Here is a 25592-nt window from a genome sequence, read left to right as displayed (position 1 = left end):
GGGGAGCATCTCCCCGGCCCTCGGCCGTTCCCCCGGCGGACCGGCGTCCGCCGTGCGTGTCAGTGGTTGCGCAGTGCCCGGTACGCCACCCTCTTGGCCTTGGAGCCCAGCCGCCGCAGCGGCTGCTGCGGAATCGAGAGGCGCAGCGGCTCGCCCTCGGGGTCGGCGATCGGCAGGTCTCGGGTGAACGCGCCGTCCTCCAGATGGATCCGTGCGTTCCAGTTTCCGGCGGGGACCCGCTGAAGCGGTATCCGGGCCTGAATGCGGCCGTCGCCGTCCACGCTCTCCGCGCCCGCGACCAGCAGCGGCTCCCGGTTCGGCGCCGTGAGCAGCAGCCGCGCCGAAGGGGCGGACCAGCCCGGCACGGTCACCGCGAACTCCAGGTCGCTCCGGCCGAAGAAGCCGCTGTTCACCGCTCCGCGCGCGTCACGGCCGAGCGGGAAGCGGGTGGCGCCTATGTCGAGGTTGACGTGCTGGTGGGCTTCCGAATGGAAGACCGCCACCGCGATCGGGCCGTCCTCCGCGCGCACGATCTCCGATTGCGGGGCGGCGTCGTAGGCCGCGTCCGCGGGGCGGGGCAGCCAGGCCTGCTTGCGCAGCGTTCCGGACGCCACGGCGACCCGCAGCGTCCAGACGCCCTCGGCCAGCGGAGCGCCGTCGGCGGCCCGGCTGACGTCGACGGCGGCGGTGTACACGCCGTTCTCGTTCGTCGCGGGCACCGTGTACGTCACGCCCTGGCGTCCCAGTACCAAGCCGACCTCCTGGCCGGCCGGGTCCCCGAGGCCGTCGAGCCGGGCTTTGCCGGACAGCCGGAGCACCGGACCGTCCCAGGTGTACGAGGTGACTTCCTGGCGCAGCACGACGCGCGAGGTGACGTCGTAGCAGGCGTCCGGGATCGCGGCGTCGGGGTCGCGGAAGAATGGGTAGGCGGCGTAGGCGCTGTCGCCCTCGATCACGGCGGGGCCGAGTTCCCGCTCGACGTCCGCCTCGATGATCGCGGTGAGCCGGTCGGTCATCCCCTCGCGCAGACAGTGCGCGCGCAGTCGCAGCCGGGGCGGCAGGGCCTCGGAAACGCCGTCGGTGAGCCACTCCTGGCACAGCGGGCGGGCCGCCTCGGCCATGGCTCTTCGGCCCTCTTCGTCGCGCGCGAGGTACGGCGCGCCGAACATGCCGAGGACCTCGCCGTGGAAGTGCCGCTCCATGAGCTTGTCGCGCTCGGGTCCGGCGGGCACGTGGTCGGCGACCATCCCGAGGATGCCGCTCACGTACTCCAGCTGCGCGACCCAGTCGACATCCTGCTGGCTGGCGTTGGTCCCGTCGCCGCGGCCCTCCAGGTAGTAGCAGTCGTAGTCGGCGACGACCGAGACCTTGCGGGCGTGCAGCAGACCGTGGACGGCGAAGGGCACGTCCTCGCCCAGAAGCCGGGCCTCGGTGAACCGCAGCTCGTACTCCTCGACGAGGGTGCGGCGCCACAGCTTGTACGCCGCGAGCGTCCAGTACACGGGGGAGTGGAAGATGCTCACCTCGGGACTGGTGGTCCGCAGGTCGACGGGGGCCGGGCGGCCGCCGATGCCGACGATCCTGCCGTACACGATGTCCGAATCCTGCTCGTCCGCCATCCGCAGCAGCCGCTCGAGCGCCTCGACGCCGAGGTAGTCGTCGGAGTCGAGGAAGAAGAGGAAGTCGCCCTTCGCCTGCTCGATGCCGACGTTGCGAGGGCGGCCGGCGCCTCCGGACGGCGGCTGGTGGATCACCCGCACGTTGTCGTGGGTGCGGGCCCAGGCGTCGAGCCAGGCGCCGCTGCCGTCGGAGGAGCCGTCGTCGACGGCGATGACCTCGATGAGGTCCTGCGACAACGATTGATCGGCAACGGACCCGAAGCAGCGCTCCAGGTATCGCTCAGTGTTGTGCACCGGAACGATCACTGATATTCGGGATGCCATGCGATTCCCTCTCGGCTTGGCTGGGGGTCCGGCAGGGGAATCCGCCCTGGTGAGGCGGACGCTAGCACGCGGCACGAAGGGGCGGCCAGAGGTCTTCGGACCCGCGTACGAGAGGCGGGGTGCCCCTCCTGGAGGAGCACCCCGCCTCTCGTACGAACGTTCAGGACGCCGTGTTCAGCGTTCCAGGAAGCGGAAGAGCGCTTCCCAGCGATCGGTGATCTCCTCACCGGAGTAACGCCGTACGTTGCGCCAGGCGGCGTCGCCCATGCGGTTGCGGAGATCGGCGTCGGAGATCAGCGTGCTGATGTGCCCGCCGAGCTCGATGGTGTTGCCGGTCTTCGCGAGGAGCCCGTCCTCACCGTCCTCGATGATCTCGCGGACGCCCGGCGCGCAGTCGAACGCGGCGCAGGGCACACCCGCGGCCATGGCTTCGAGCAGGGTGATCGGGAAGCCCTCGGCGCGGCTGGCCTGGGCGAAGATCGAGGCGCCCTGCAGCGCGCCCAGCACGTCGTTCGTCCGGCCCATCCACTCCACCGAGTCGTCCAGACCCAGCGAGGTGCAGTGGCGGCGAAGCTCCGCCTCCTCGTCGCCCGCTCCGTAGATCCGGAGCTTCCACTCGGGGTGGCGGGACGCGACCTCGGACCAGCTGTCCAGCAGCATGTCCACGCCCTTCTCGTGCGAGAGGCGGCCGATGCAGGCGACCACGTTCTCGCTGCGCGGGGCCGGGGCCTCGGGCATGAAGGGCAGCGGGTTCGGCAGATGGCCGACGTTGTCCATCCCGTCGCGGATCCAGAGGTCCGCGTCGCCGGGGGTGAGGACGAGGAGCCGGTCGACGTCCTTGTAGTAGCGCTTGACGCGGGCCAGGCGCGAGGACGCGGCACTGGCCTCGTGCGACTCGTGGCTCATGCCGATGACGATGAGGCCCTTGGTGTCGGCGAGCGCCACCCACTCCATCGCCCAGACCTGGGTGACGATCACGACGGAGCCCGGGCGGGCGCCGGCGAACAGCGCCGTCAGCTTCTCGGCCTGCTCCCGCATACCGGCGGCGCGGGCCCGGTGGCGGAGCCGCTCGGCCGCGTTGAGCTTGCCCTTGACCCCGCGCAGCGAGCGCACCTGCGGGGGGTGCGCGTCGTAGAGCGTGGTCGTCCCGTACGGCAGGTCGCCGGGGAACTCCTGGCGCCTGCCCTCCGGGGCGGGGACGATGCCGACGACGTGCACCTGGTGGTCGCGGTCGGCGAACTGCCGCGCCATCTGGTGCGTCCAGGTGGTCACGCCACCCATCTCGTCGACGCTGTTGGACACGAAGAAGATGTCACGGCCGCCGGACACGGCGGTCTGCTCGGTCACTTACCGCTCCTGGTGAAGAACTTGGCGACGATCTGACGGGCCGCGTCGCCCCGGTCGTAGGAGCTGAACTCGGCGTTGAACCGCTCCCGCGCCGCCGAGTACTTGGCGTCGGCCTCGTCCTTGAGGTGGGAGACCGCCGAGAAGAGCTCGCTCTCGTCGGAGACCACGGGTCCGGGCGCCTTCTCCTTCAGGTCGAAGTAGGTGCCACGGCTCTCCTTCGCGTACTCCTCGTAGTCGTACGTGAAGAAGATCATCGGCCGGTCGAGCAGCCCGTAGTCGAACATCACCGAGGAGTAGTCGGTGATCAGGCCGTCCGCGAGTTCCAGCAGCGGGGTGATGTCGTGCTGGTGCGTCACGTCGATGACGCGGCCACGCACGGACGGCGGCAACGTGAGGTTGTTCAGGTAGTGCGACCTGATCAGCAGGGTGTGCGTGTCGCCGAAGCGGTCGGCGAACTCCTCCACGTCGAAGGGCAGCTCGAAGCTGCGTACGCCTCCGCCGGGGTTGGCCCGGAACGTCGGCGCGTACAGGAGCACCGTCTTCTCCGGGGCGATGCCCAGCTCGGCCGCGAGAGGGCCACGCGTGCGCTCGCCGGTCTCCGTCTCCTTCGCCCGGGCCGCGACCAGGGCGTCGTTGCGCGGGTACCCGGCGGTCAGCAGGACGTCGTCCTTGAGCCTGAAGGCCTTCGCCAGCGTCTGGACGTCGTGCTCCGAGCGGATCAGGAAGTGGTCGAACCGGTCGAGGGACTTCTGGAAGGAGTCCTGTCCGGCCCGGCCCTGCATCTTGGTGCCCGGCTCGTGGAAGCCCATGCGCTTGAGCGCGGAGCCGTGCCACGTCTGGATGTACGTCGTCCCGGGGCGCTTGGTCAGCTTGAGCGGGAAGCCCTGGTTGTCGACCCAGAACTCGGCCTGCGCGAGCGCGCGCAGGTACTGCCAGCTCCAGCGCTTCACCAGCGTGGCGTCCTTGGGGAAGCCGGTCGGCCTGGCGCCCGCGTAGGACCACACGGCCTCGAACGCCACGCCCTGGCGGCGCAGCTCCTCGTAGATCGCCTTCGGGCTGTCGCTGTACTGCTTGCCGAGGTGGCTCTCGAAGACCACCAGTCCCTTGCGGATCGGCAGCTTGCTGTACACGTCGTGGTAGACGCGCAGCTTGGTCTCGCCGGACTTGAGGCTGCGACGGGCCTTGAGGAGCCGGCGCAGGCCGGTCTTGGCCAGGCCGGCCGTGCGGCCGTGCATCGCGCCCTCGATCATCGCGGACGTACGGACGGACGCCTTGCCCTCGGAGGTGAGGACGTAGGACAGGTTGCCCTTCTTGGTCACCTCGGGCGCGAAACGGTCCGAGACCAGTCGGGTCAGCCGCGGGCGCACCCGCACCGTGCGGCGCTCGTCCAGCTCGACGCTGCCGACGCCCACCCGGGTGCTGATCTTGTCACCGTCGACGGTGAGGAGCAGACGCACGTCCCAGACCGCGTCGATGATGCCCAGCGGACGCACCTTGCGCGTGATGTCCGCCTCGGCCTCCCACTCGATCGCCGAGTCGGTCCGGCGCAGAGAGGTGACGGGGAAGCGGAACGCGCGCACGCCGATCTTGCGGCGGGCCTGGAACTCCAGTACGGCGGAGAGCTTGGCGCCCTCCTTGATCCGTCCGAGCGGGTTGACCACGGCGCCGGCCAGGCGGACCGTTCCGTCGCCGCCTTCGTACGAGGCGAGCCGGTTGCCCAGGGCGAGGGAGGCCAGCGGCCGTGTGTGGTAGCCCGCCGAGGTGACGTCCAGGATCCGGCGGGCGTCGGGGTCGTCGAAGTGCTGCCCGCACCAGAAGATCTGGCCCTCGTGCTCGATCAGCGGCGAGGTCAGCCGTCCCTTGTTCGCGAGCGCCTCGGTGGCCGGGAGCAGGTTGTCCCAGTCCTCCTTGCTCAGCAGATAGGCACAGATGGCGTGCAGGGGCTGGACCTCGTCGTAGGCCTTCGGGTCGATCGTGGAGAGGTACCCGTTGGCCAGCTCGGCGAACTCGCGCCGGTACTCCTCGCCCATCTGCGGCAGGTCGCGCAGATGCAGGACGAGGTCGTGCTTGAGGAACTTGATGTCCTTGCGGAACTTCAGGTCCTCATAGCCCTTGCTCTCCAGCAGGGCGTCCACCCGGCGGTGTATTTCCATGCGGTGGACGAAGTTGGCGATCTCGTGGCGCCTGTTGCTGATCGACTTGGCGGCCGCGCTCTCCTGCACGTTCCAGAAGTAGACCTGGTTCGGGATCAGCGTGATCCGGCTCGCGGCGACATACGCCTGCGCGGAGAAGAGCAGGTCCTCGTAGTGGATGCCGACCGGGAATTCGAGCCCCTGCTCCAGCAGGAACTCACGGCGGTAGCACTTGTTCGTGGAGAGAGTGTCGAAGACGAGCAGGTCGGGCAGGTCGGCGACGGAATCGATCGTCCGGGTCTGCGAGTAGATCCAGGGGTACCACTCGGTCGTCTTCTGGTGCCGGCTGTCCAGGTGGACGCGCACACAGAGTCCGGAGACCAGGTCGGAGCCGGTCCGCTCGGCCGCGTCCAGCATGTTCCGGCAGGCGTTGCGCTCCAGCACGTCGTCACTGTCGAGGAACATGACGTACTTGCCGGCGGCACGCTCAATGCCGTAGTTGCGCGGCGCTCCGCAGCCGCCACTGTTCTGAGGCAGCTGGAAAGCCCGGACCTGCTCCGGGTGAGCGGCTGCCAGTTCCTGGGCTACTTCGAAGGTGCGGTCCTTGCTGCAGTCGTCGACGATCACGACTTCGACGCTCTGCAGTGTCTGGTCCAATACCGATCGCACGGCCGTGGGAAGACGCTCCGCGTCGTTGTAGGCGATGACGATCACTGAGACGTCAGGCACTGGCACCTCGATCCACTTGTCTTGCGCAGGCTGCCTCAACGGTACCTCGCGTTCACTTTCCGACGGTCCGGTGGTCTGGGAGGCGTCCGGGCGACAAGCCCGGGCCTGTGCGATCGAGATCACTCTTCTCGATCGGATTCGTCGATTTTAAGGGGCAACCCGTTCGGCTCCGTCTCCGTCTTGCAGATGCGTGCAGATGAGGCCTTAGCCTCTTTATGTAACCATTTCCTGACAGAGGGTGACGGTACGGTACGAATGGGAACTAAGTGGGACATCCGGGGTGTGGGGGGCACTCAGGAGTACGGAACCCACTGGAAGGCCCCCATGCAGATGCCCTCACCCGACACGGTCGCTCGACGTCATGAGGCCGACCCCTCCGCGCCGGATGCGACGGCGGTCCGGGAGCCCCGGCGGAACCGAAGATCCCAGCTCGTCGCGTCCTGGTTCGCCGCCCTGGTGTCCATGGGCGCGTACTGCCTGGCCATGGCCCTTCAGGGCACCTATCCCTTCGGTGGCCGCTCCCGGGCGGTGAACGACCTCGGCAATCAGTTCGTGCCGTTCCACGCCCGCCTTCGTGACCTGATGCACGGCGACACCAGCGGAGATCTCTTCTTCAACTGGGCAAGCGGTTTCGGCACACCGTTTCTTGCGGACTTCTTCACTTATTTGATGAACCCGTTCTCGTGGCTCGTCGGGCTCTTTCCCCGGGACAGCCTCGAGTTCCCCGTGTTCCTGGTCACCCTTTTCAGCGTCGGGCTGGCCGCCGGCCTGATGACCGTCTTCCTGGGGCGCCTCCATGCGGGCAGCCCCTGGCTGCGCGCCCTTCTCTCCGTCGGATTCGCGCTGAGCGCCTGGATGATCTCGGACGGCTTCTCCGACCCCATGTGGATGTGGGGCCTGGTCGCCTTCCCGCTCCTGGGCATCGCCTACGACTGGTGCCTCGACCGCCGCCGCTGGGTGCTCGGCGCCCTGCTCGTGACCGTCTGCTGGGCCGGCAACTTCTACACCGCCGCCATGGCCACCATCGCGATGGCCCTGGTGCTGCTGGTCCGGGTGCTTCTGGACGGGCGGCCCGCCGCGGAGCGCGTCCGCGTCCTCGCACGCGGCGCCTCCATGACCGTCACCGGAGTGCTGCTGGCCGCCCCGGTGCTCACCGTGAGCCTCAAGGCGAGCAAGCTGTCCCAGCCCGCGCCCGAGGTCGTCTACAAGGGGTCGGCCGTCACCGACTACGTGGCGCACCTGTTCCCCGGCGGGCTGGCCGCCGGAGCGCCGCGCGTCTCCGTCGGGATGCTCGCGCTGCTCCTGGTCGCCACCTACCCCTTCATCGGCCGGGTGCCGCTCAAGGAGCGGTTCGTGTGGCTGGGCCTGACCGTGGCCATGGCCGCCTCGCTGGTCTGGCAGCCCACGATCCTGCTCTGGCACGGACTGGCCATGCCCAACGGCAACCCCTACCGCGCCTCGATCGCCCTCACTGCCGTCCTCGTGTGCGTCGCCTGGCTGGCGCTCGCCCGTCGGCCGCGCCCCAAAGAGCTCCTCCGCGGTGCCGCGGTGGTCCTGATCCTGGCCGCCTGCGCCGGCGGCGCGAAGTACATGACCCGCGGCCCCTGGATCCTCGCCGCCGGCGGACTCGTCTTCCTCGCCCTGCTCATCGCGCTGCACCACCACCGGGCGGACCGCCGGGTACGCGCGTGGCTGACCGCCGCCCTGGCCGGTGCCGTCTTCCTCTCCTCGACGTACACCGTCCTGTCCACCACCCGGCTCCGCGACGCCCACGACTGGTGGAAGCCCAAGCGCACCTACGACGCCGCGACGCGCGCCGCCTACGACCAGCTGAAGGCCGCCGACGCGTGGCCCGCGAGCCGGACCGAGACGGGACCGAACGGGTTCGCCGCCAACGACCCCATGCTGCTGGCCGGCCAGGGTGGCCGCTACTACAGCAGCTATCTGCCGGCGGCCACGGCCGAAAGCCTGCAGGGACTCGGTGCCGGCTGGTTCATCCAGGGCCGCCACACGAACAGCTTCAACGACCCGGTCGGCCGCGCGATCATGGGCGTGAGCAGCTACCTCGAACGGGCACCCGGGCCGAACGGATTCGTCCAGCGGACCGCCGCCGCGCCGCCCGTCGTCACACTGCGTCCGCCCGGCGCGCCCCTGGACGGAACCACCCGCGACGCCACCGTCTTCGCCCGCCAGGAGCGCGTGCTGGGCGCCAAGGTCTACGAGGTGCCCGCGTTCGTCCGGGCCGGTGCCATAACGGCCGGCGGCGCGGACACCGCGCTCGTCACGGGCCGCGGCTGGCCGCTCAAGGCCGATCGGCCGCGCGGCGCCGGCGCCACCTTCACCGCGGTCTGCACCCCGGGCACGGAGGCCTACCTGCACGTGCCATGGCTGGACGGACGGATCAAGGCGTTCGGCAAGACCGTCAAGACCGCCGGCAAGTACCCGATGACCAGCATCCCGCTGATCCCCCTCGGGGCCGTGCCGGCCGACGGCAGGGTCAACGTCAAGATCCACTCGAACCGGGGACAGTTCATCCCGCGGAACCCCCTCGGCTGCCTCGACCGGTCCGCCCTCGAGCGGACCGTACGGCAGCTGCGCACCACCGGGCCCGAGCGTGTCGAGGCGACCGGACACGGCATCAGCGCCACGTTCGCGCCCGGAACCAAGGGCACCGCGATCGTCTCCGTGCCGGCCGCCACCGGCTGGCGCTGCTCCGTCGACGGCGGCCAGGCCCGCGCGCCCCGGACGCTCGGCGGACTGATGGCCGTCGACCTGGGAGACGGCGCCTCTCGGCTGTCCTGCTCCTTCCACACCCCCGGGTTGCGGCTCGGACTCGCGGCGAGCGGAGCGGCCGCCGCGCTGCTCCTCGCCGTCGCCGTGGGACACGCCCTTCGCACCCGTACTCCTCGCTCGATGTCCAGGAGCCGACGCTCATGACCAAGATCTCCGTCGTTGTGCCCTGCTTCAACGAAGAAGCGGTGATCGACCGGTTCGACACCCGGATCCGTGAGGTCCTCGCCGATCTGCCCGTCGACTACGAGCTCTGCTACGTCGACGACGGCAGCAGCGACGGCACCGCCCTCCGGCTGCGCGCCATCGCCGCCGAGTTCGCCCAGAAGACCCGCTACGTCTCCTTCAGCCGGAACTTCGGCAAGGAGGCCGCGATGCTCGCCGGGCTCCGCGAGGCCTCCGGCGACGCCGTCGTGATCATGGACGCGGATCTCCAGCACCCGCCGGAGCTCATCGCCCGGATGCTGGAGCTGTACGAGCGCGGCCACGACCAGATCATCGCCCGCCGTACCCGCGAGGGCGACAAGAAGGTCCGCTCCGCCCTCAGCAGGCTCTACTACCGCGCCGTCAACAAATGGGTCGACGTCGAACTCACCGACGGCGTGGGAGACTTCCGTATGCTCTCCCGCCCGGCCGTCGACGCGCTGCTGTCGCTGCCCGAGTACAACCGCTTCTCCAAGGGGCTCTTCTCCTGGATCGGCTTCGACACCGTCACCTTCGACTACGAGAACGCCGCGCGTGAGGCGGGCGAGACGAAGTGGAAGTTCGGCTCCCTGCTCAACTACGGCATGGACGGGCTGATCTCCTTCAACAACAGGCCGCTGCGCATCGCGATCTGGCTGGGTCTTACCCTCGTCGGAGTGGCCGCGCTGTACGCGGTCTGGATCACCGTGACCGCCCTCACCCAGGGCGTCAGCGCCCCCGGCTATGTGACCCTCGTGGCGATCATCGTGGGTCTCGGGGGCGTCCAGATGATCATGCTGGGCCTGATCGGCGAGTACATCGGCCGTATCTACTACGAGACCAAGCGCCGGCCGCACTTCCTCGTGAGGGAGACCCACCGCTCCTTCACGGGCGGTGACCGCGGTCGTCGCGCGGCCGGCGGCGAGCGCGTCAGCCTGGTCGCGACCGACCGGGAGATGTAATGCGTGGTCAGCTCGGCCAGATCGTCCGATTCGGCCTGGTGGGCGGGGTAAACACCGGGACGTTCTACGGCTGTTATCTGCTGCTGCACCCGTGGATGCCGTACTTCGCCGCCTACTCCATCGCCTTCGTGCTCAGCATGATCGGCTCGTTCTTCCTGAACACCTACTTCACCTACCGCACCCGGCCCACCTGGAAGAAGTTCGCGCTCTTCCCGCTCACCAACGTCACCAACTACCTGGTGCAGAGCGTCGGCCTCTACGCCCTGGTGACCTGGGCAGGAATGGACGACCGGATCGCGCCGCTGGTCGCCGCCGTCGTGGCCATCCCGTTCACCTATCTCCTGTCGCGGAAGATCCTCGTGACGAGTGGGAAGAAGGGCGAGGAGGCGGGCACGGGCGCGGGGACGCATGCCGGTGCGGACGCCGGTGCCGCCGGGGGCCCGGAGGCTGGTGCCGGCGGTGGCGCGGACGCCGGTACGGCCGGGGGCGGGGACGCCGGAGGGACCGGTCCCGCCGACGGGGCCGGGGCCGCGTCGAAGCCCGTCAGGACCCGCTGAGCGGAGACCTCCGCCGACCCGCCTCGCACCACCGTCCGCCCGTTCCATCCACCGGAATGGACGGGCGGCGGCCGCCCCGCCTCGCGTAGATTGCCTGGCAGTCGCGGCGGGGAGAGCGCGACGCGTGACATCCGAATGAGGCGACGCAGGTGACGGCGGTACAGGTGACAGTGGCAAGGCAGTACGTGACGGAAGCCCGCAGGATCGTCGTCAAGGTCGGCTCGTCCTCACTGACCACCGCCTCCGGTGGCCTCGACGCCGACCGGGTCGACGCCCTCGTCGACGTCCTCTCCAAGGTCCGCAGCGGCGGGGAGAAGGAGATCGTCCTGGTCTCCTCCGGTGCCATCGCCGCCGGCCTCGCCCCGCTCGGCCTCACCCGCCGCCCCAAGGACCTCGCCCGCCAGCAGGCCGCCGCCAGCGTCGGCCAGGGCCTCCTGGTCGCCCGCTACACCGCCTCCTTCGCGCGGTACGGCGTACGCGTGGGACAGGTGCTCCTCACCACCGACGACACCAGCCGCCGCGCCCACTACCGCAACGCCTACCGGACCCTCGACCAGCTCCTCGCCATGGGCGCGCTGCCGGTCGTCAACGAGAACGACACGGTCGCCACGGACGAGATCCGCTTCGGCGACAACGACCGGCTCGCCGCCCTGGTCGCCCATCTCGTCCGAGCCGACCTGCTGGTGCTGCTCTCGGACGTCGACGGGCTCTACGACGGGGACCCGTCCAAGCCGGGCACCTCGCGGATCGCCGAGGTGGCGGGCCCCGAGGACATCGCCCATGTCGAGATCGGCACCGCGGGCAAGGCCGGGGTCGGCACCGGCGGCATGGTCACCAAGGTCGAGGCCGCCCGGATCGCCGCCGCCGCGGGGATTCCCGTGGTCCTCACCTCCGCCAGCCGTGCCGCCGACGCCCTGACCGGCCGCGACACCGGTACGTACTTCCACCGCACAGGCCGCCGCTCCGCCGACCGGCTGCTCTGGCTGGCCCACGCCTCGACCCCGCAGGGCTCGCTGACCCTCGACGAAGGGGCCGTACGTGCCGTCGTCGAGGGCAAGAAGTCGCTGCTCGCGGCCGGGATCGCCGCGGTCGAGGGGGAGTTCGTGGCCGGTGACCCGGTCGAGCTCCGCGACACCCAGGGCCGGGCCGTCGCCCGCGGCCTCGTCAACTTCGACGCCAAGGAGATCCCCCGGATGCTCGGCCGCTCCACGCCCGAGCTCGCCAGGGAACTCGGCCCGGAGTACGAGCGGGAGGTCGTCCACCGGGACGACCTGGTGGTCGTCGGGGGCTGACGCGGGCTGTCCGGTCAACCGGGACGACCTGGTGGTCGTCAGGGGCTGACGCGGGCCGTCCGGCCACCGGCCGAACCCGGTCTGATCATCGGGTTACGGCGAGGTGGCGATGGGGTGGCGTCGGGGGTGTGTGCCGGGGGTGTGCCGGGGTGGCGGTCGGGGTGTGGGGAAACGGCTGAAAGTCCGGCCATCCGGTAGAGACCTTTACCAAAACCGCCCCACGTGCCGCCTCGGGCTGGTCAACTTTGTCTCGGGGGCAAGACAAGGCGGGGTACAGCACCACACGCATCAAACAGGAGGCCGCCGGTGAGACGAGCGCGCCCAGGGGCACCGCCCCGCGGGACTGCCGAACGCGCCCTGACCAGTGTCGAGGCCGGAGCCGACTTCGACGAGGGGCAGGACACCGAGACAGCTGAGGCACGCGTTGAGGAGCGGGCGGTGGTCGCCTCGAAGCTCTGGCACATCACCCTCAGCGTCTCGGGGGCCGAGGCCCCACTGAAGGAGGTCAGGCGCGCCCTGGAGCAGCTCGCCCACGACCATCCCTTCCTGCTGACCAGTCGCTACGCCAATGATCACGCGGAGATCCGCTACTGGGAAGAGGCCCGTGACCTGCACGACGCCGCGGCGGTCGCGCTGCGGCTGTGGGGTGAGCACCGGCAGACCGCCAAGCTGCCGCCGTGGGAGATCGTCGGCCTGGAGGTCATCGACCGCGAGACCTACCACCTGCGCATCGCCGAGGGCTACGGTCCGCCGCCGGCCGCCCCGGTGGGTGTCCACCCGTACTGACGGGCCGGAACGGCCCGAAACGGGCCGACGGGCGCCTCGCCCCCGGAGGTGTCTCGCAGTGCGGGATACGTACGGGATACGTGCGGGATGTCCGCAGGGGTGCCAGTACCCTGCGGACATGACCTCGCTCACGCCCCTCGACAACCTGTCCCCGGTCACCAGGGCCGCCTACCAGGCCCGCGGGGCCGCCGCCGAAATCGCGCCACTTCCGCGCGCGGCGAAGGACGACGCCCTGCTCGCCATCGCGGACGCCCTGGAGGTCCGTGCCGCGGAGATCGTCGAGGCCAACGCCGAGGACGTCGCCCGCGCCCGCGAGGCCGGCACCAGCGAGTCGATCATCGACCGGCTCACCCTCACCCCGGAGCGGGTACGGGCCATCGCAGCCGACGTCCGTGACGTGGCCGCACTGCCCGACCCGGTCGGCGAGGTCGTCCGCGGCTCGACCCTCCCGAACGGCATCGACCTGCGTCAGGTCCGCGTCCCGCTCGGCGTCGTCGGCATCATCTACGAGGCGCGGCCGAACGTGACCGTGGACGCGGCCGCCCTCTGCCTCAAGTCCGGCAACGCCGTCCTGCTCCGCGGCTCGTCCTCCGCGTACGCCTCCAACACCGCCCTGGTGAAGGTCCTGCGCGACGCCATCGGCGGCGCCGGCCTGCCCGCCGACGCCATCCAGCTCGTCCCCGGCGAGTCCCGCGAGTCCGTGCGCGAGCTGATGCGCGCCCGCGGCCTGGTCGACGTCCTCATCCCGCGCGGCGGCGCCTCCCTCATCCGCACGGTCGTCGAGGAGTCCACGGTCCCGGTCATCGAGACCGGCACGGGCAACTGCCACGTCTACGTCGACGCCCAGGCCGACCTCGACATGGCCGTCGACATCCTGATCAACTCCAAGGCGCAGCGGCCCAGCGTCTGCAACGCCGCCGAGACCCTCCTCGTCCACAAGGACATCGCCGAGGCCTTCCTGCCCCGTGCGCTCGCCGCCCTCGCCGACGCCGGCGTCACCGTCCACGCCGACGAGCGGATCCTGGCCCACGCCGAGGGCTCCAAGGCCACCGTCGTCCCCGCGACCCCGGAGGACTGGGAGACCGAGTACCTCTCCTACGACATCGCCGCCGCCGTCGTCGACTCGCTCGACAAGGCCGTCGAGCACATCCGGCTCTGGTCCTCCGGCCACACCGAGGCGATCGTCACCACCTCGCAGGCCGCCGCCCGCCGCTTCACCCAGCTGGTCGACTCCACGACGGTCGCCGTCAACGCGTCCACCCGCTTCACCGACGGGGGCCAGTTCGGCTTCGGCGCCGAGATCGGCATCTCGACGCAGAAACTGCACGCCCGCGGGCCCATGGGCCTGCCCGAGCTGACCTCCACGAAGTACATCGTCACCGGCGACGGCCACACGCGTTAACCCCCGATTCCCTCGTTCGGCCCCGCTCCCGCGGGGCCCCGGGGGAGCGGGACGGGCAGGGATAGTTCGCACTCTCCCTGCCCAAAACCACCTCCCAGGTCTACTCTGAATCCGTGCCGGACGACGTGGGGGGCAAGCCGTTCCCGGACGGCTGGGAGCCTGACGACGACCGCGGGGGCGCGGACGAGGACTTCGCCACCGTGGTGTTCGACGAGGACTTCGTACGGGCAGCCGAGGTCCATGAGCCGACCGCCGTGGAGCGACTGCTGGCGGCCGCACAGGCCCGCGCGGAGGCTGAGGCCGCTCGCGCCAGGGCCGGCGGAGGACCGGGCGACGACGAGCTCTACGAGGACGGCTACGACCCCTCGGACCCCTTCAGCAGCCCCTACGCCGACGGCTACGACCCGTACGACCCCGACGACGACTCCGGGCCGTACGGACGCCACGGCGGCGCCCTGCGCCCCTACCGGGGCAGTGCCCGCTGGCACCGGCCGGTCGCCTGGGTGCTGGCCCTCGTGATGGGCGTCGGCATGGTCGCCCTCGCCTTCACCGCGGTCTACCGCGGCGCCTCCGCCAACCGCCAGGACCAGGTGCCGGCACCCGCGACCACCGGCATCGACAAGCCGCGCGCCGTCCCTCCCGCGGTCACCGCGCCCTCGGCCTCCGCCGAGTACTCGGCGCCCCCCGTCTCCGCCGTTCCGCGCACTCCCTGAGCCCTCCGGCCCCGGAGGGAGCACCACGCGTCGGAAATCTTCCGAACTTGTCGTGTACCTGGGCGTTTACCAGGGCTTCCGCAGACCTACTCTGAAGGTATGGCAGGGCGTGGCGACCCGCCTGAGGGGCCGGCACCCGACCCCGGCGGTGGTGAGGACGAGTACCGATCCGTCGTCTTCGACGAGTCGTTCGTCCGTGCTGCCCGGCTCCAGGAGTTCTCCGCCGAGGAGCGGATGGGGGAGCACTCCCAGGCCGTGCGCTCCCGCTCCACCGGGGAGCCCAGAAGCGGCTCCCGCCAGGCCGTGCTGCTGGTGCTGCTGATCCTCCTCGCCTTCGGAACGGCCATCTATCTCGGCGTCCGCAACCCCTACCAGCCCCCGCTGGACCAACGCGCCGAACCGCTGCGGATCACCCTGGTCCCGCTGGCCCCCCAGGGCCGGGTGGCCGGTGGTCAGCCCGACCGGCTGTTCGCCCACAGCCCCGCCGCCGAGTACCGCACCGGAGCCGCCGGCATCAACTTCCCGGTCGCCGGACGCACCACCCACTTCTCGGAGAGCCAGGTGGTGACCGCCCTGACGATCGCGAAGGACTATCTCGTGGCCTCCTCCCTGGAGCCCGATGTGCTGGCCGGCGTGACGGTCCGCCCCGCCCGGCTGCTGCTCGACCCCGACCAGCTGGCGCAGTTCGACCAGAGCGTCGAGTCCTCGCTCGACGACGGCCGCCACGCGGTGTCCGGCTGGCTGGTGCGGTTCGACCCGGCCAAGGTGGCCCTGGCCGACCCGGCGATCCGGGTCGAGGGCACCCTCCGCTTCGCGGAGACGGGCACCGACATGCTGGAGGTCACCACCGACCACACGTTCACCTACGCCCTGCGCCCCGCGACCTCGGGCGCCGGGCCGGTGGGCCAGGCATCCCTCTTCACCGTCCACCGCGAGATGCACTTCCGCTTCGACCGCGAGGACCTGCGGATGCACCGTGCCGAACTGCTGACCAGCACCGTCCAGGCAGGCCCGCAGGCATGCGGCGCCGACACCAGCGGCTCGCTCCGGCCGCTCCTGGCGGGCGAGCGGACCTCGGCCTCCGGAGACCCGGCGGTCACCGACCCGTACGCCACGGGCCGGCCCGCCGTCGCCTCGCTCTGCGGAACCCTGGACCCGAGCGCTCAGCCCTCGCTCTGAGCGGTGCCATCGGCAGACGCACCGCCGGCGTCGCCCCGCGAGGCCCCGCCGCCGAACCGGTCCCGCAGCTTCCCGCTCAGGTCGCCCGCGAGATCGCCCGCGCCACCGGCTATGTCACCGACGAGCTTCATCAGCGGATCCTTGCTGGTGCGCACCGATTCGGCGTAATGCCCCGCGGATTCCCGGAAGGAGTCGGTCACCGAGGTGTCCTTGTCCTCATCCCGCCGCGGATAGTGCCCGTCCATGATCCGCTGGTAGTCGCGGGTCTCGGACCACTTCTTCAGCTCGGCCGCCCGGACGGTGGTGAACGGGTGCGAACGCGGGAGCACATTGAGGATCTTCAGGACGGAGTCCCGCAGGTCGCCGCCCTTCTCGTACTCGTCGGCCTGCGCGAGGAACGCGTCCACGTTCATCTCGTGCAGATGGTTGCCGCCGGCGATCTTCATCAGACCGCGCATCGAAGCCTGGAGGTCCTGGCCCACGAGGAGCCCCGCGCGGTCCGCCGAGAGCTCGGACTTGCGGAACCACTCCCGCAGCGCCGTCACGATCGCCATGATCGCGACGTTGCCCAGCGGGATCCAGGCGATCTTCAGCGCCAGGTTGGTGAGGAAGAGAAGGATCGTGCGGTACACGGAGTGACCCGAGAGGGCGTGGCCCACCTCGTGGCCGACGACCGCCCGCATCTCCTCCTCGTCGAGCAGCTCCACGAGGCCGGTGGTGACCACGATGATCGGCTCGTCCAGGCCGATGCACATCGCGTTCGGCTTCGGGTCCTGCGTGACGTACATCGGCGGGACCTTCTCCAGGTCCAGGATGTAACACGCGTCCCTCAGCATGTCGTTGAGGTGCGTGAACTGCGCGTCGCTCACCCGCACGGAGTCGGAGAGGAACAGCAGTCGAAGACTGCGCTCGGGCAACAGCCCGCTGAGCGCCTTGAAGACCGTGTCGAAGCCGGTGAGCTTGCGCAGCGCGACGAGCGCGGAGCGGTCGGCCGGATGCTCGTAGGCCCGTGAGGAAATGCCGGGGAAGCGCTTGCGCTGCCTGCTCGGCACGTTCCCGCCGCCGTTGTCGGTCTTCTCGGTCATGGATGCCCCCTGTTCGTACGAGACCTTGCTCGTCCCCCTGACGAATCCCAGACTAGGTGCTGGGGCCCACCGGACGCCGGAGCCTGTGGATAACTCGGGCACAGCGGACAACCGTGGAGTACGACCGCCCTGACAACGACTGAGTCGGCGTGAGCGTGCCCGGACCGCCCGCATACGATGTGCGCGAAGTCTCCGCTCCCATCCCCGATCGATAGGTCCTGCTGACGATGAGCCTCCACAGCACCGCCGCCAACCTGGTCTCGCTCGCCGAGGGCGCCGCCGAGCACGGTGGCAACCACGACAGCCTCAACCCGTACCTCACCGGTTTCGGCGCGTTCGGCGCGCTGCTTCTGCTGCTGTGGATCACCACCCGCTTCAACCGCGACCGCTGAGCCGGCGACCGCGGATCGGACGTTCGAAGCGGTGCCAGTAGGCTCTGCACGCATGGGAGAGCAGGAAGTGCCTACTGGCGGCCGCGGCAAGCGCCGACTCGGCGTGATGGGCGGAACGTTCGACCCGATCCACCACGGACACCTGGTGGCCGCCAGCGAGGTGGCCGCCCTGTTCCACCTCGACGAGGTGGTGTTCGTGCCGACCGGGAAGCCGTGGCAGAAGAGCCACAAGGCCGTATCGGCGCCCGAGGACCGGTATCTGATGACGGTCATCGCCACCGCGTCCAACCCGCAGTTCTCGGTCAGCCGTATCGACATCGACCGCGGCGGGGCGACGTACACCATCGACACCCTGCGGGACCTGCGCTCCCTCAACAGCGACTCGGACCTCTTCTTCATCACCGGGGCCGACGCGCTGTCGCAGATCCTCACGTGGCGCGACGCGGAGGAACTCTTCTCGCTCGCCCACTTCATCGGCGTCACCCGACCGGGCCATGACCTCACGGACGACGGACTGCCCAAGGGCGGGGTCTCGCTCGTCGAGGTTCCTGCGCTGGCGATCTCCTCCACAGACTGCCGGGCTAGGGTCGCGCAGGGCGACCCCGTCTGGTACCTGGTGCCGGACGGCGTGGTGCGCTACATCGACAAGCGCCAGTTGTACCGCGGCGAGTGAGCCTCGGAGAGGGGCACCGGTGAACGAACAGAACCCGTACGACCCGTACTACCCGCAGCCGCAGATCATCGGCTACGACGAGTACGGGCAGCCGGTGTACCAGCAGGTCCCACCGCAGGCACAGCAGCAGTACGACCCGTACGCGCAGCAACAGCAGCAGCACGGCCAGCAGCACGCCCAGCAGCAGGGCTACGGCTACGACGCCTACGGGCAGCCGGTCCAGCAGCAGCCCCAGCAGCCCCAGCAGCCGCAGCAGCAGCAGCCTCAGTACGACCCGTACGGGCAGCAGCGCGGATACGACCCGTACGCCTCGTACGACACCGGGCAGCAGTGGGCCGTGCAGGGCGAAGCGGCCCCCGCCCCGGCGGCCCCGCCGCGTGCCCCGGTGGCCGCGCCCGCGGGCGTGCCCGGGCAGCGTCCCGCGCCGGACGACAGCGCCGACGGCCGGGACTACCGCACCGAGCAGTTCTCGTTCATCGAGGAGCCCGACGAGGACTCCGAAGACGTCATCGACTGGCTGAAGTTCACCGAGAGCCGCTCCGAGCGGCGCGAGGAGGCCAGGCGGCGCGGCCGCAACCGGGTCGTCGCCCTGGTCGTGGCCCTGGTCGTCGCCGCCGTCGGCGGCGTCGGCTACCTCTGGTCCGCGGGCAAGCTCCCCGGCCTGTCCGGCGAGGAGCAGAAGCAGAACACCGCGTCCGGACCGCAGAAGCGGGACACCATCGTCGTCCACCTCCACGACACCAAGGGCGGCGGCACCAGCACCGCCCTGCTCGTGGACAACACCACGACCAAGCAGGGCACGACCGTCCTGCTGCCCAACGCACTCTCCGTCGCCAACGACGAGGGCTCCGCGACCACCCTCGCCAAATCCGTCGAGGACGACGGCTCCAGCGGCACCCGCGAAGCCATCGGCAACCTCCTCGGCACGAAGATCACCGGAACGTGGCGGCTCGACACCCCGTACCTGGAGAACCTGGTCGAGCTGGTCAGCAACATCGACATCACCACCGACACCGAGGTGCCCGGCGCCAAGAAGGGCGAGGACCCGCTCGTCGCCAAGGGCGAGAACCAGACGCTCAACGGTCGAGCGGCCGTCGCCTACGCGACCTACCGCGGGCCCGGCGAGGCCGAGGCCAAGCAGCTGCAGCGCTTCGGTCAGGTCGTCTACGGGGTGCTGCGGAAGATGTCCGACGACCCCAAGGCCGCCACGGTCACCGTCGAGACCCTCGCCCAGATCCTCGATCCCTCGCTGCCGGAGAAGGACCTCGGGGCCTCGCTCGCCAAGCTGGCCGAGCACGCCAAGGGCGGCGACTACAAGACGGCGGTGCTCCCGGTGGAGCAGGACGGTTCGCTGGGCCGGGGCGCGGCCGACAGCGTGGTCAAGGACATCCTCGGCGGCAAGGTCAGCGCGCCCGACGCGGGCAGCGCGGTCCGTGTCGCGATCCGGGACGCCACCGGCAAGGACGCGACCGAGGCCGCCAGGGTCGTCCTGATCAACGGAGGCTTCGCCTTCGTGGGCGGCGCCAAGGCGGAGACCGAGGAGAAGTCGCAGGTCCTCTACGGTGACGACGCGCAGAAGGCGACGGCCGGCGAGGTGGCCAAGACCCTGGGCCTGCCGGAGAGCGCGGTCAAGAACGGCGAGACCGCCGGGAACGGCGCCGTCACGGTGGTCCTGGGCGAGGATTACAAGATCCCCGGGAGCAAGAAGTGACCTGCTCGTAATGGTTTGCGGGGCGGTCGGCGGTACGTGAGACCCTTGATGTGTCTCTGACCGCCGACGAAAGCCTGCTTGTGACCGCCACGGATCGCTCCATCGAGCTCGTCAACGCCGCCGCCCAGGCGGCGGCCGACCGGCTCGCGCACGACATCATCGCGTACGACGTCAGCGATGTGCTGTCGATCACCGACGCCTTCCTGCTCGCCTCCGCACCCAACGACCGCCAGGTCAAGTCGATCGTCGACGAGATCGAGGAGCGGCTCAACAAGGAGCTCGGCGCCAAGCCGGTGCGCCGTGAGGGCGACCGCGACGCCCGCTGGATCCTCCTGGACTACGTCGACATCGTCGTCCACGTCCAGCACAGTGAGGAGCGTGTCTTCTACGCCCTGGAGCGGCTCTGGAAGGACTGCCCCGAGCTGCCGCTGCCCGAGGACGCCCTGAAGACCCGCGGCAAGGCCGCCGAGCACGCCGCGCTGACGGGTGCCGCCGACGAGACGGACGGTGAGCTGAGCTGAGCACCACCAAGGGCGGCAGCGGCCGCCGTATCGTCCTGTGGCGGCACGGTCAGACGTCGTGGAACCTGGAGCGCCGTTTCCAGGGCTCCACGGACATCGAGCTGACCGAGACCGGCGTGGCCCAGGCCCGCCGGTCCGCCCGGCTGCTCGCCTCGCTGAAGCCGGACGCGATCATCGCCTCCGACCTGAAGCGGGCCACGGCCACCGCCGGCGAGCTCGCCGTGCTCACCGGCCACCCCGTCGCGTACGACTCCGCCCTGCGCGAGACGTACGCGGGGGAGTGGCAGGGGCTGACCCACGACGAGATCGTGGCGCGCTACGGCGAGCAGTACGCCGCCTGGAAGCGCGGCGAGCCCGTGCGCAGGGGCGGCGGCGAACTGGAGACCGAGGTCGCCGACCGGGCCGCTCCGGTGGTCCTGGAGCACGCCGACAAGCTGCCCGAGGACGGCACGCTGGTCGTGGTGAGCCACGGCGGCACGATCCGCACCACCATCGGCCGGCTGCTCGGCATGGAGGCGCACCACTGGGAGAGCCTCGGCGGGCTCTCCAACTGCTGCTGGTCCGTCCTCGGCGAGGGCGCGCGCGGCTGGCGGCTCCTGGAGCACAACGCGGGCACGCTGCCCGAGCCGGTCCTCGGCGACGACGACTGAGTCGCCCGCAGACCCGGATTTCACTTTCCGGCAGGTCACAGGCTAGAGTTCTTCTTGTTCGCAGCGCGGAGCGCAGAGAACACGAGGGGCTATAGCTCAGTTGGTAGAGCGCCTGCATGGCATGCAGGAGGTCAGGAGTTCAATTCTCCTTAGCTCCACAGTCACCGAATCCCGTCCCCACCAGGGGGCGGGATTCGTCGTTTCCGTCACTGCCAGTCGTCCACCGCCTCGGCATGCAGCGTGGCCATCGCGCGACCGCTCTCCTCGTCGTTCGGCGTGTAGGCCACGATCCGGCACTCCGGCATCCCGTTGATGGAGAGCGACAGCGACGTCATCCGCAGCTCTCCCACGGTGTCGTGACGGAAGGTCTTGATCTGGCTTCCCGGCGGTACGACGTCGCCACTGCGCCAGAGCCGGGCGAAGTCGGGGCTGGCCTCCGAGAGCCGCCGCACGAACGACTCCCAGACCGGCTCGCCCACGTGCCTCCCGTACGCGCCGCGCATCTGGGCGACCATCAACGGAAGCTCCCGCCCCTTGTCGACGAGCGGACAGCGGTCCTCGTCCATCGTGAAGAGCGTCCACAGCACGTTGCGGAACCCGAAGGGGGTGTGCTGCGGATCAGAGAACAGCGCCCGGTACATCGAGTTGGTCGCCAGCACGTCGTACCGGCTGTTGTAGACCACCGCCGGACGCGGGACCAGGGCGTCCAGGATCCCCTGGAGCTCGGGGCCGACCGTCTCGACGGCCTCGGCGCCCCGGTCGGGCGCGAACGGCACCTCGGCCAGGTGGTACAGGTGCTCGCGCTCGGGCCGGTCGAGCCGCAGCGTGCGGGCGACCGCGTCGAGCACCTGGGCGGAGGCGTTGATCGGGCGTCCCTGCTCCAGCCAGGTGTACCAGGTGACGCCGACGCCGGAGAGCTGGGCGACCTCCTCGCGGCGCAGCCCGGGCGTACGGCGGCGCAGGCCGGGCGGCATGCCCACGTCCTCCGGAGTCACCCGCGCCCGGCGGCTGCGCAGGAACGCCGCCAGCTCCGGTCGGCGGCGCCGCTGTGTCGGTGCTGCCAAAGTCGTCACACCCCCATGGTCGAGTCCCCGTGCCGCCGTTGCCAGGTGGTGTCAGTACCAGCATCGGCGGGCTCTCGTTACCCGTATCGAATCCTCGTCACGCTGCCTCGTATGACGACGACCCCAACACGGCCCGTACTCAGTAAAGACGGTCGCACCGACAACCGGCCCGGCGCGCTGCTCGGGGTGGTTCTCGCGGCCCAGTTCATGGCACTGCTCGACGTCTTCATCGTCAATGTCGCCGCTCCCACCATCCGCACCGAACTGTCCGCCTCCGGGGCGGGACTTCAGCTCGTCATCGCCGGATACACCATCGCCTACGCGGTCCTGCTGATCACCGGCGCGCGGCTCGGCGACCGGCTCGGGCACCGGCGGACGTATCTGCTCGGGCTCGCCGTCTTCACGGCGGCCTCGCTCGCCTGCGGACTGGCCGCGGGAACGCGTCAGCTGATCGCCTTCCGGCTGGTCCAGGGCGCCGGGGCGGCCCTGATGATCCCTCAGGTGCTCAGCCTCATCCAGCGGAACTTCACCGGTGAGGGCCGCGTCCGCGCCCTCGGCGCGTACTCCGCGGTGCTCGCCACCGGCGCCGCGGCCGGCCAGGTCGTCGGTGGCATCCTCGTCAGCGCCGACCTGTTCGGCAGCAGCTGGCGGCCGGTCTTCCTCGTCAACGTGCCCATCGGACTCGCCCTGCTGGTCCTGGGCGCCCGGGTCCTGCCGCGCGACGCGCACACCGAGCCCGCACGCGCCCGCTCCCTCGACCTGCCCGGGCTCGTCCTGCTGGCCGCCGCCGTCTCGCTGCTCACGGTCCCCCTGGTCCTCGGGCAGGAGCAGGACTGGCCGCTGTGGGCCTGGATCTCGCTCACGTGCTCCGCGGCGGCCCTCGCGGCTTTCGGCGCCTACGAGTCCCGGCTCGCGCGCCGGGGCGGTGCACCCCTCATCGCCCCGCGCGTCCTGCGCATCCCGGGCATCGGACGGGCCGCGTTCGAGATCGCCGTGGCGATGGCCGTCAACGCCGGTTTCCTCTTCACCATCACCCTGCATCTGCAGGGAGGGCTCGGACACAGCGCCCTGCGCGCCGGGCTGACCCTCGCGCCGGCCGCCGCGGCCTTCGGTGTGGTCGGCCTCACCTGGCGGCGCTGGCCCGCCCGCCTGCAGCGCCTCCTGATCCCCGGCGGCTTCCTGCTGGCCGCCGTCGCCTCGGTGGCCATGGGCGGCGTCCTCAGGGGCGGCGACGCGGGAGGCTGGGGGCTCTACCCGGCACTCGCCGCCATGGGCGCCGGGCTCGCGCTGGCCTTCAGCCCGGCCCTGACCGGTGCGCTCGCCCGCGTACGACCCGAGGAGGCCGCCGACGCCAGTGGGCTGCTCGCCACCGTCACCCAGCTCGGCCAGCTGATCGGCGTCGCGAGCTTCGGCACACTCTTCCTCGCTCGGCTGCATACGCCGGGGGCGCATGACTCCGCCGACGCGCTGTCGGCGTGCGCACTCGCCCTGGCCGCCGCATCGATCTTGGGCGCGTCGGCCGCCCTGGTGCACCGAGCTCGCTGACCCCCTTGCGGGGCCATGGCAGAATCGGACGGCCGGAGGGGTACGAGGGTCCGGACGGGAGGGAGTGTGCGATGGCCGCGAGCGGTGCCGAGGGTGCCGAGACCGATGCCGTCGCCGAGCCCGTCGAGGACCGCGCCGCGGTCCAGGGGACCGGAGCGGCGCTCGACTGCCCCCCGTGCGGTTCCGCCCGGGTCGTCCAAGTGCTCGGCGACAACGGCGGAGTGTCCTTTGTGTGCACGTCCTGCGGCCACAGCTGGAGCTGATTGATGGGTGCACACAGGCGGAAGTGCGACTGGTGCGGCAGCGGTACGCCCATTGTCCGGGACATGGACCCGGTCAACACCGAGTACCAGTACTGGTGCGAGGAGTGCGCGAGGGCGCTGATCATAAAGGGCGACCCGATCGAGACCTACCGCGAACTCGAGGGGGAGCCGATCTACGGTCGACTCCTCGACGAGCACTGCACCCTCAAGCGCTTCTACTCCTTCGCCACGGCCTGACGCCATCGGTTGAGGCCGTACCCGAGGAACAGGGCGGTCGCGGTCAGCGGGTAGATCGCCGAGAGCAGCATCTGACCCGGGTTCTGGTCGAGTTCCGGACGCCCCGGGTCGTGCGGCACCCACCACAGCGCGAACGAGGCGAAGGCCAGTGCCACCGCGGCCACCGCCCAGCCGGGCCGCACGCGGTCGCGGCGGTCCACGAGCAGGACGAGCAGCGGGACGCACCACACCCAGTGGTGGGACCAGGAGATCGGGCTGATCATCAGCGCCGTCACGGCGCAGACGATCACGGCCAGGGCCTTGTCCCCGCGCAGCGCGGCCCGCACCGCGAGGGCCATGGCCGCACCACCGAGCATGGCCGCGACCAACGCCCACCACATGCCCGGGTCGTCGGTGTGCATCAGCCGCGCGAGCACCCCGCGCAACGACTGGTTGGCGGTCTCCTCCGCGAAGCCGACCCGGCCGGTCTCGAAGAGCGTCCCGGTCCAGAAGCGCTTGGAGTCGTACGGCAGGACCAGCGCGCTCATCAGGGTCGCCCCGAGGAACACCGCGGTCGCCGTGGCCGCCGTGCGCAGCCACTGGTTCCAGACCCTCTCGCGGCGCCACAGGAGCAGGCCGGCGACCAGGAGGAACACGACGAACAGACCGGGTGTGAGCTTCACCGCAGTCGCCAGACCGATGCCGAGGCCCGCCCAGCGGTTGCCCTCACGGCGTGTGAAGTCCCACAGCACCGCCACCGCGACGAGCAGATTGATCTGCCCGTACCGCAGCGTCGTCCACACCGGCTCGCACCAGACCACGACCGCCGCCACCAGGAACGTGGCCTGCCAGAGCCGCTCCCGCGAGAGGGACGGGCGGACGAGCTGGAGCGAGAGCTGGACCAGCGCGACCACGAGCAGCAGGTTCCCGGCCGTCGCCAGCGTCCGCATCAGCGGAACGCCGACGAAGGTCAGGGGGACGAACAGCAGCCCCGCGAAGGGCGGGTAGGTCATGGCGAGGTTCGCCGAGGTGGCGCGCATCGCGTAGAGGTCGCCCCCGGCCCGGACGGTCTCCCCCTCCGCCCGGTAGACCATCACGTCGAGCATGTTCACGTGGGCGACCCGTTGGGCCACCCAGAAGGCTATGAACGACACGAGACAGGCTGCCGCGGCAGTGGCGAGTGGCCACCGGCGGGCGCGGGTTCTGACGAGCACGGACACGGTCACAGAGGGGGACCCTACCGGGCACCCCCGGACCGTCCGGGAAATCGATTTGGTGATCCCCCGGGGGGCCGGTTAATGTTCTGTCTGTCGCCGCGGGGGAAACCCGGAACGGGGCGGACAGCAAGGGGCTATAGCTCAGTTGGTAGAGCGCCTGCATGGCATGCAGGAGGTCAGGAGTTCAATTCTCCTTAGCTCCACAGAAAGAAGAAGCGGATCATCCGAATCGGATGATCC

Annotated in this window: 21 protein-coding genes, 2 tRNA genes and 1 pseudogene; 18 read left to right on the top strand and 6 right to left on the bottom strand. The window is 70.5% G+C overall.

Translation table 11 applies throughout. From position 1 onward, the window contains the following. Positions 1 to 59: 59 nt before the first annotated feature. The 3 genes from ACFQ7Q_RS16010 to ACFQ7Q_RS16000 all read right to left on the bottom strand — a co-directional run bounded on the left by ACFQ7Q_RS16010 (position 60) and on the right by ACFQ7Q_RS16000 (position 6157). Positions 60 to 1943, bottom strand: coding sequence for a glycosyltransferase family 2 protein (locus ACFQ7Q_RS16010; RefSeq protein ID WP_383554871.1), 1884 nt, complete (start codon positions 1941 to 1943; stop codon positions 60 to 62). Positions 1944 to 2117: 174 nt separating this feature from the next. After that, positions 2118 to 3224 (bottom strand): glycosyltransferase, encoded by a 1107-nt coding sequence (locus tag ACFQ7Q_RS16005; protein WP_383554880.1) that lies wholly within the window; start codon positions 3222 to 3224, stop codon positions 2118 to 2120. Between the two features lie 62 nt (positions 3225 to 3286). Continuing rightward, the gene (locus ACFQ7Q_RS16000; RefSeq protein ID WP_383554869.1) at positions 3287 to 6157 is read right to left on the bottom strand and encodes a CDP-glycerol glycerophosphotransferase family protein; all 2871 of its coding nucleotides are present in this window, start codon (positions 6155 to 6157) and stop codon (positions 3287 to 3289) included. 318 nt (positions 6158 to 6475) lie between these two features. Between ACFQ7Q_RS16000 and ACFQ7Q_RS15995 the strand changes: the two genes are divergently transcribed. The 8 genes and pseudogenes from ACFQ7Q_RS15995 to ACFQ7Q_RS15960 all read left to right on the top strand — a co-directional run bounded on the left by ACFQ7Q_RS15995 (position 6476) and on the right by ACFQ7Q_RS15960 (position 16015). Then, a complete protein-coding gene (locus ACFQ7Q_RS15995; protein ID WP_383554867.1) occupies positions 6476 to 9088 on the top strand; it encodes a YfhO family protein in 2613 nt (870 codons plus the stop codon). After that, a complete protein-coding gene (locus ACFQ7Q_RS15990; protein ID WP_383554864.1) occupies positions 9085 to 10086 on the top strand; it encodes a glycosyltransferase family 2 protein in 1002 nt (333 codons plus the stop codon). The genes ACFQ7Q_RS15995 and ACFQ7Q_RS15990 overlap by 4 nt, the downstream gene beginning before the upstream one ends. Next, positions 10086 to 10466: pseudogene (locus tag ACFQ7Q_RS15985) on the top strand (GtrA family protein); the annotation flags it as partial. The gene ACFQ7Q_RS15990 and the pseudogene ACFQ7Q_RS15985, both read left to right, overlap by 1 nt. A gap of 341 nt (positions 10467 to 10807) precedes the next feature. After that, a complete protein-coding gene (gene proB, locus ACFQ7Q_RS15980; protein ID WP_383554862.1) occupies positions 10808 to 11935 on the top strand; it encodes a glutamate 5-kinase in 1128 nt (375 codons plus the stop codon). A gap of 306 nt (positions 11936 to 12241) precedes the next feature. Further along, a complete protein-coding gene (locus ACFQ7Q_RS15975; RefSeq protein WP_383554860.1) occupies positions 12242 to 12721 on the top strand; it encodes a hypothetical protein in 480 nt (159 codons plus the stop codon). 118 nt (positions 12722 to 12839) lie between these two features. After that, the gene (locus ACFQ7Q_RS15970) at positions 12840 to 14123 is read left to right on the top strand and encodes a glutamate-5-semialdehyde dehydrogenase (protein WP_383554858.1); all 1284 of its coding nucleotides are present in this window, start codon (positions 12840 to 12842) and stop codon (positions 14121 to 14123) included. Between the two features lie 113 nt (positions 14124 to 14236). Further along, complete coding sequence (locus ACFQ7Q_RS15965; RefSeq protein WP_383554856.1) at positions 14237 to 14836, top strand: hypothetical protein; 600 nt, start codon at positions 14237 to 14239, stop codon at positions 14834 to 14836. A 99-nt stretch (positions 14837 to 14935) separates the two neighbouring features. Next, a complete protein-coding gene (locus tag ACFQ7Q_RS15960) occupies positions 14936 to 16015 on the top strand; it encodes a hypothetical protein (RefSeq protein WP_383554853.1) in 1080 nt (359 codons plus the stop codon). On the opposite strand, the gene ACFQ7Q_RS15955 is transcribed toward ACFQ7Q_RS15960, so the two are convergent. After that, complete coding sequence (locus ACFQ7Q_RS15955; RefSeq protein ID WP_383554851.1) at positions 16000 to 17100, bottom strand: M48 family metallopeptidase; 1101 nt, start codon at positions 17098 to 17100, stop codon at positions 16000 to 16002. The genes ACFQ7Q_RS15960 and ACFQ7Q_RS15955 overlap by 16 nt on opposite strands. Positions 17101 to 17327: 227 nt before the next feature. On the opposite strand from ACFQ7Q_RS15955, the gene ACFQ7Q_RS15950 reads away from it, so the two are divergent. The 6 genes from ACFQ7Q_RS15950 (at position 17328) to ACFQ7Q_RS15925 (ending at position 21205) form a co-directional block, all read left to right on the top strand. Next, the gene (locus ACFQ7Q_RS15950) at positions 17328 to 17492 is read left to right on the top strand and encodes a hypothetical protein (RefSeq protein WP_024756716.1); all 165 of its coding nucleotides are present in this window, start codon (positions 17328 to 17330) and stop codon (positions 17490 to 17492) included. Between the two features lie 52 nt (positions 17493 to 17544). After that, positions 17545 to 18165 (top strand): nicotinate-nucleotide adenylyltransferase, encoded by a 621-nt coding sequence (gene nadD, locus ACFQ7Q_RS15945; RefSeq protein ID WP_383554848.1) that lies wholly within the window; start codon positions 17545 to 17547, stop codon positions 18163 to 18165. 19 nt (positions 18166 to 18184) lie between these two features. After that, on the top strand, positions 18185 to 19876 hold the full coding sequence (locus ACFQ7Q_RS15940; protein WP_383554845.1) for an LCP family protein: 1692 nt from the start codon (positions 18185 to 18187) through the stop codon (positions 19874 to 19876). A gap of 80 nt (positions 19877 to 19956) precedes the next feature. Then, positions 19957 to 20397, top strand: coding sequence for a ribosome silencing factor (gene rsfS, locus ACFQ7Q_RS15935; RefSeq protein WP_383554842.1), 441 nt, complete (start codon positions 19957 to 19959; stop codon positions 20395 to 20397). Further along, positions 20394 to 21047: a histidine phosphatase family protein gene (locus tag ACFQ7Q_RS15930; protein ID WP_383554876.1), complete on the top strand. Its 654-nt coding sequence runs from the start codon at positions 20394 to 20396 to the stop codon at positions 21045 to 21047. Before rsfS ends, ACFQ7Q_RS15930 begins: the two co-directional genes overlap by 4 nt. 85 nt (positions 21048 to 21132) lie before the next feature. Next, positions 21133 to 21205, top strand: a tRNA-Ala gene (locus ACFQ7Q_RS15925). Positions 21206 to 21253: 48 nt separating this feature from the next. Here ACFQ7Q_RS15925 and ACFQ7Q_RS15920 read toward each other — a convergent pair. Then, complete coding sequence (locus ACFQ7Q_RS15920) at positions 21254 to 22120, bottom strand: helix-turn-helix transcriptional regulator (RefSeq protein ID WP_383554839.1); 867 nt, start codon at positions 22118 to 22120, stop codon at positions 21254 to 21256. A 102-nt stretch (positions 22121 to 22222) separates the two neighbouring features. Between ACFQ7Q_RS15920 and ACFQ7Q_RS15915 the strand changes: the two genes are divergently transcribed. From ACFQ7Q_RS15915 to ACFQ7Q_RS15905, 3 genes are all read left to right on the top strand, one after another. Beyond that, a complete protein-coding gene (locus ACFQ7Q_RS15915) occupies positions 22223 to 23656 on the top strand; it encodes an MFS transporter (RefSeq protein ID WP_383554836.1) in 1434 nt (477 codons plus the stop codon). Positions 23657 to 23727: 71 nt separating this feature from the next. Then, the gene (locus ACFQ7Q_RS15910) at positions 23728 to 23919 is read left to right on the top strand and encodes a hypothetical protein (RefSeq protein WP_383554834.1); all 192 of its coding nucleotides are present in this window, start codon (positions 23728 to 23730) and stop codon (positions 23917 to 23919) included. A gap of 3 nt (positions 23920 to 23922) precedes the next feature. Next, positions 23923 to 24156: a hypothetical protein gene (locus tag ACFQ7Q_RS15905; RefSeq protein ID WP_137989347.1), complete on the top strand. Its 234-nt coding sequence runs from the start codon at positions 23923 to 23925 to the stop codon at positions 24154 to 24156. Here the strand turns inward: ACFQ7Q_RS15905 and ACFQ7Q_RS15900 are convergent. Then, positions 24135 to 25361 (bottom strand): glycosyltransferase 87 family protein, encoded by a 1227-nt coding sequence (locus tag ACFQ7Q_RS15900; protein ID WP_383554832.1) that lies wholly within the window; start codon positions 25359 to 25361, stop codon positions 24135 to 24137. The genes ACFQ7Q_RS15905 and ACFQ7Q_RS15900 overlap by 22 nt on opposite strands. Before the next feature lie 121 nt (positions 25362 to 25482). Between ACFQ7Q_RS15900 and ACFQ7Q_RS15895 the strand changes: the two genes are divergently transcribed. After that, positions 25483 to 25555, top strand: a tRNA-Ala gene (locus tag ACFQ7Q_RS15895). Positions 25556 to 25592: the final 37 nt, after the last annotated feature.

Origin of the sequence: Streptomyces sp. NPDC056527 (genome assembly GCF_042794475.1) — a bacterium.
Lineage (GTDB): Bacteria > Actinomycetota > Actinomycetes > Streptomycetales > Streptomycetaceae > Streptomyces.
The sequence above is the reverse complement of the archived record's forward strand: the minus strand, read 5'-3'. Positions and strand labels throughout refer to the sequence as shown.

Bases quoted from the DNA above. Each gene is read 5' to 3' on its own strand.
- ACFQ7Q_RS16010 (WP_383554871.1), bottom strand. From the start codon at position 1,943: ATGGCATCCCGAATATCAGTGATCGTTCCGGTGCACAACACTGAGCGA.
- ACFQ7Q_RS16005 (WP_383554880.1), bottom strand. From the start codon at position 3,224: ATGGGTGGCGTGACCACCTGGACGCACCAGATGGCGCGGCAGTTCGCC.
- ACFQ7Q_RS15995 (WP_383554867.1), top strand. From the start codon at position 6,476: ATGCAGATGCCCTCACCCGACACGGTCGCTCGACGTCATGAGGCCGAC.
- ACFQ7Q_RS15990 (WP_383554864.1), top strand. From the start codon at position 9,085: ATGACCAAGATCTCCGTCGTTGTGCCCTGCTTCAACGAAGAAGCGGTG.
- ACFQ7Q_RS15970 (WP_383554858.1), top strand. From the start codon at position 12,840: ATGACCTCGCTCACGCCCCTCGACAACCTGTCCCCGGTCACCAGGGCC.
- ACFQ7Q_RS15960 (WP_383554853.1), top strand. From the start codon at position 14,936: ATGGCAGGGCGTGGCGACCCGCCTGAGGGGCCGGCACCCGACCCCGGC.
- ACFQ7Q_RS15955 (WP_383554851.1), bottom strand. From the start codon at position 17,100: ATGACCGAGAAGACCGACAACGGCGGCGGGAACGTGCCGAGCAGGCAG.
- ACFQ7Q_RS15950 (WP_024756716.1), top strand. From the start codon at position 17,328: ATGAGCCTCCACAGCACCGCCGCCAACCTGGTCTCGCTCGCCGAGGGC.
- nadD (WP_383554848.1), top strand. From the start codon at position 17,545: ATGGGAGAGCAGGAAGTGCCTACTGGCGGCCGCGGCAAGCGCCGACTC.
- ACFQ7Q_RS15915 (WP_383554836.1), top strand. From the start codon at position 22,223: ATGACGACGACCCCAACACGGCCCGTACTCAGTAAAGACGGTCGCACC.
- ACFQ7Q_RS15910 (WP_383554834.1), top strand. From the start codon at position 23,728: ATGGCCGCGAGCGGTGCCGAGGGTGCCGAGACCGATGCCGTCGCCGAG.
- ACFQ7Q_RS15905 (WP_137989347.1), top strand. From the start codon at position 23,923: ATGGGTGCACACAGGCGGAAGTGCGACTGGTGCGGCAGCGGTACGCCC.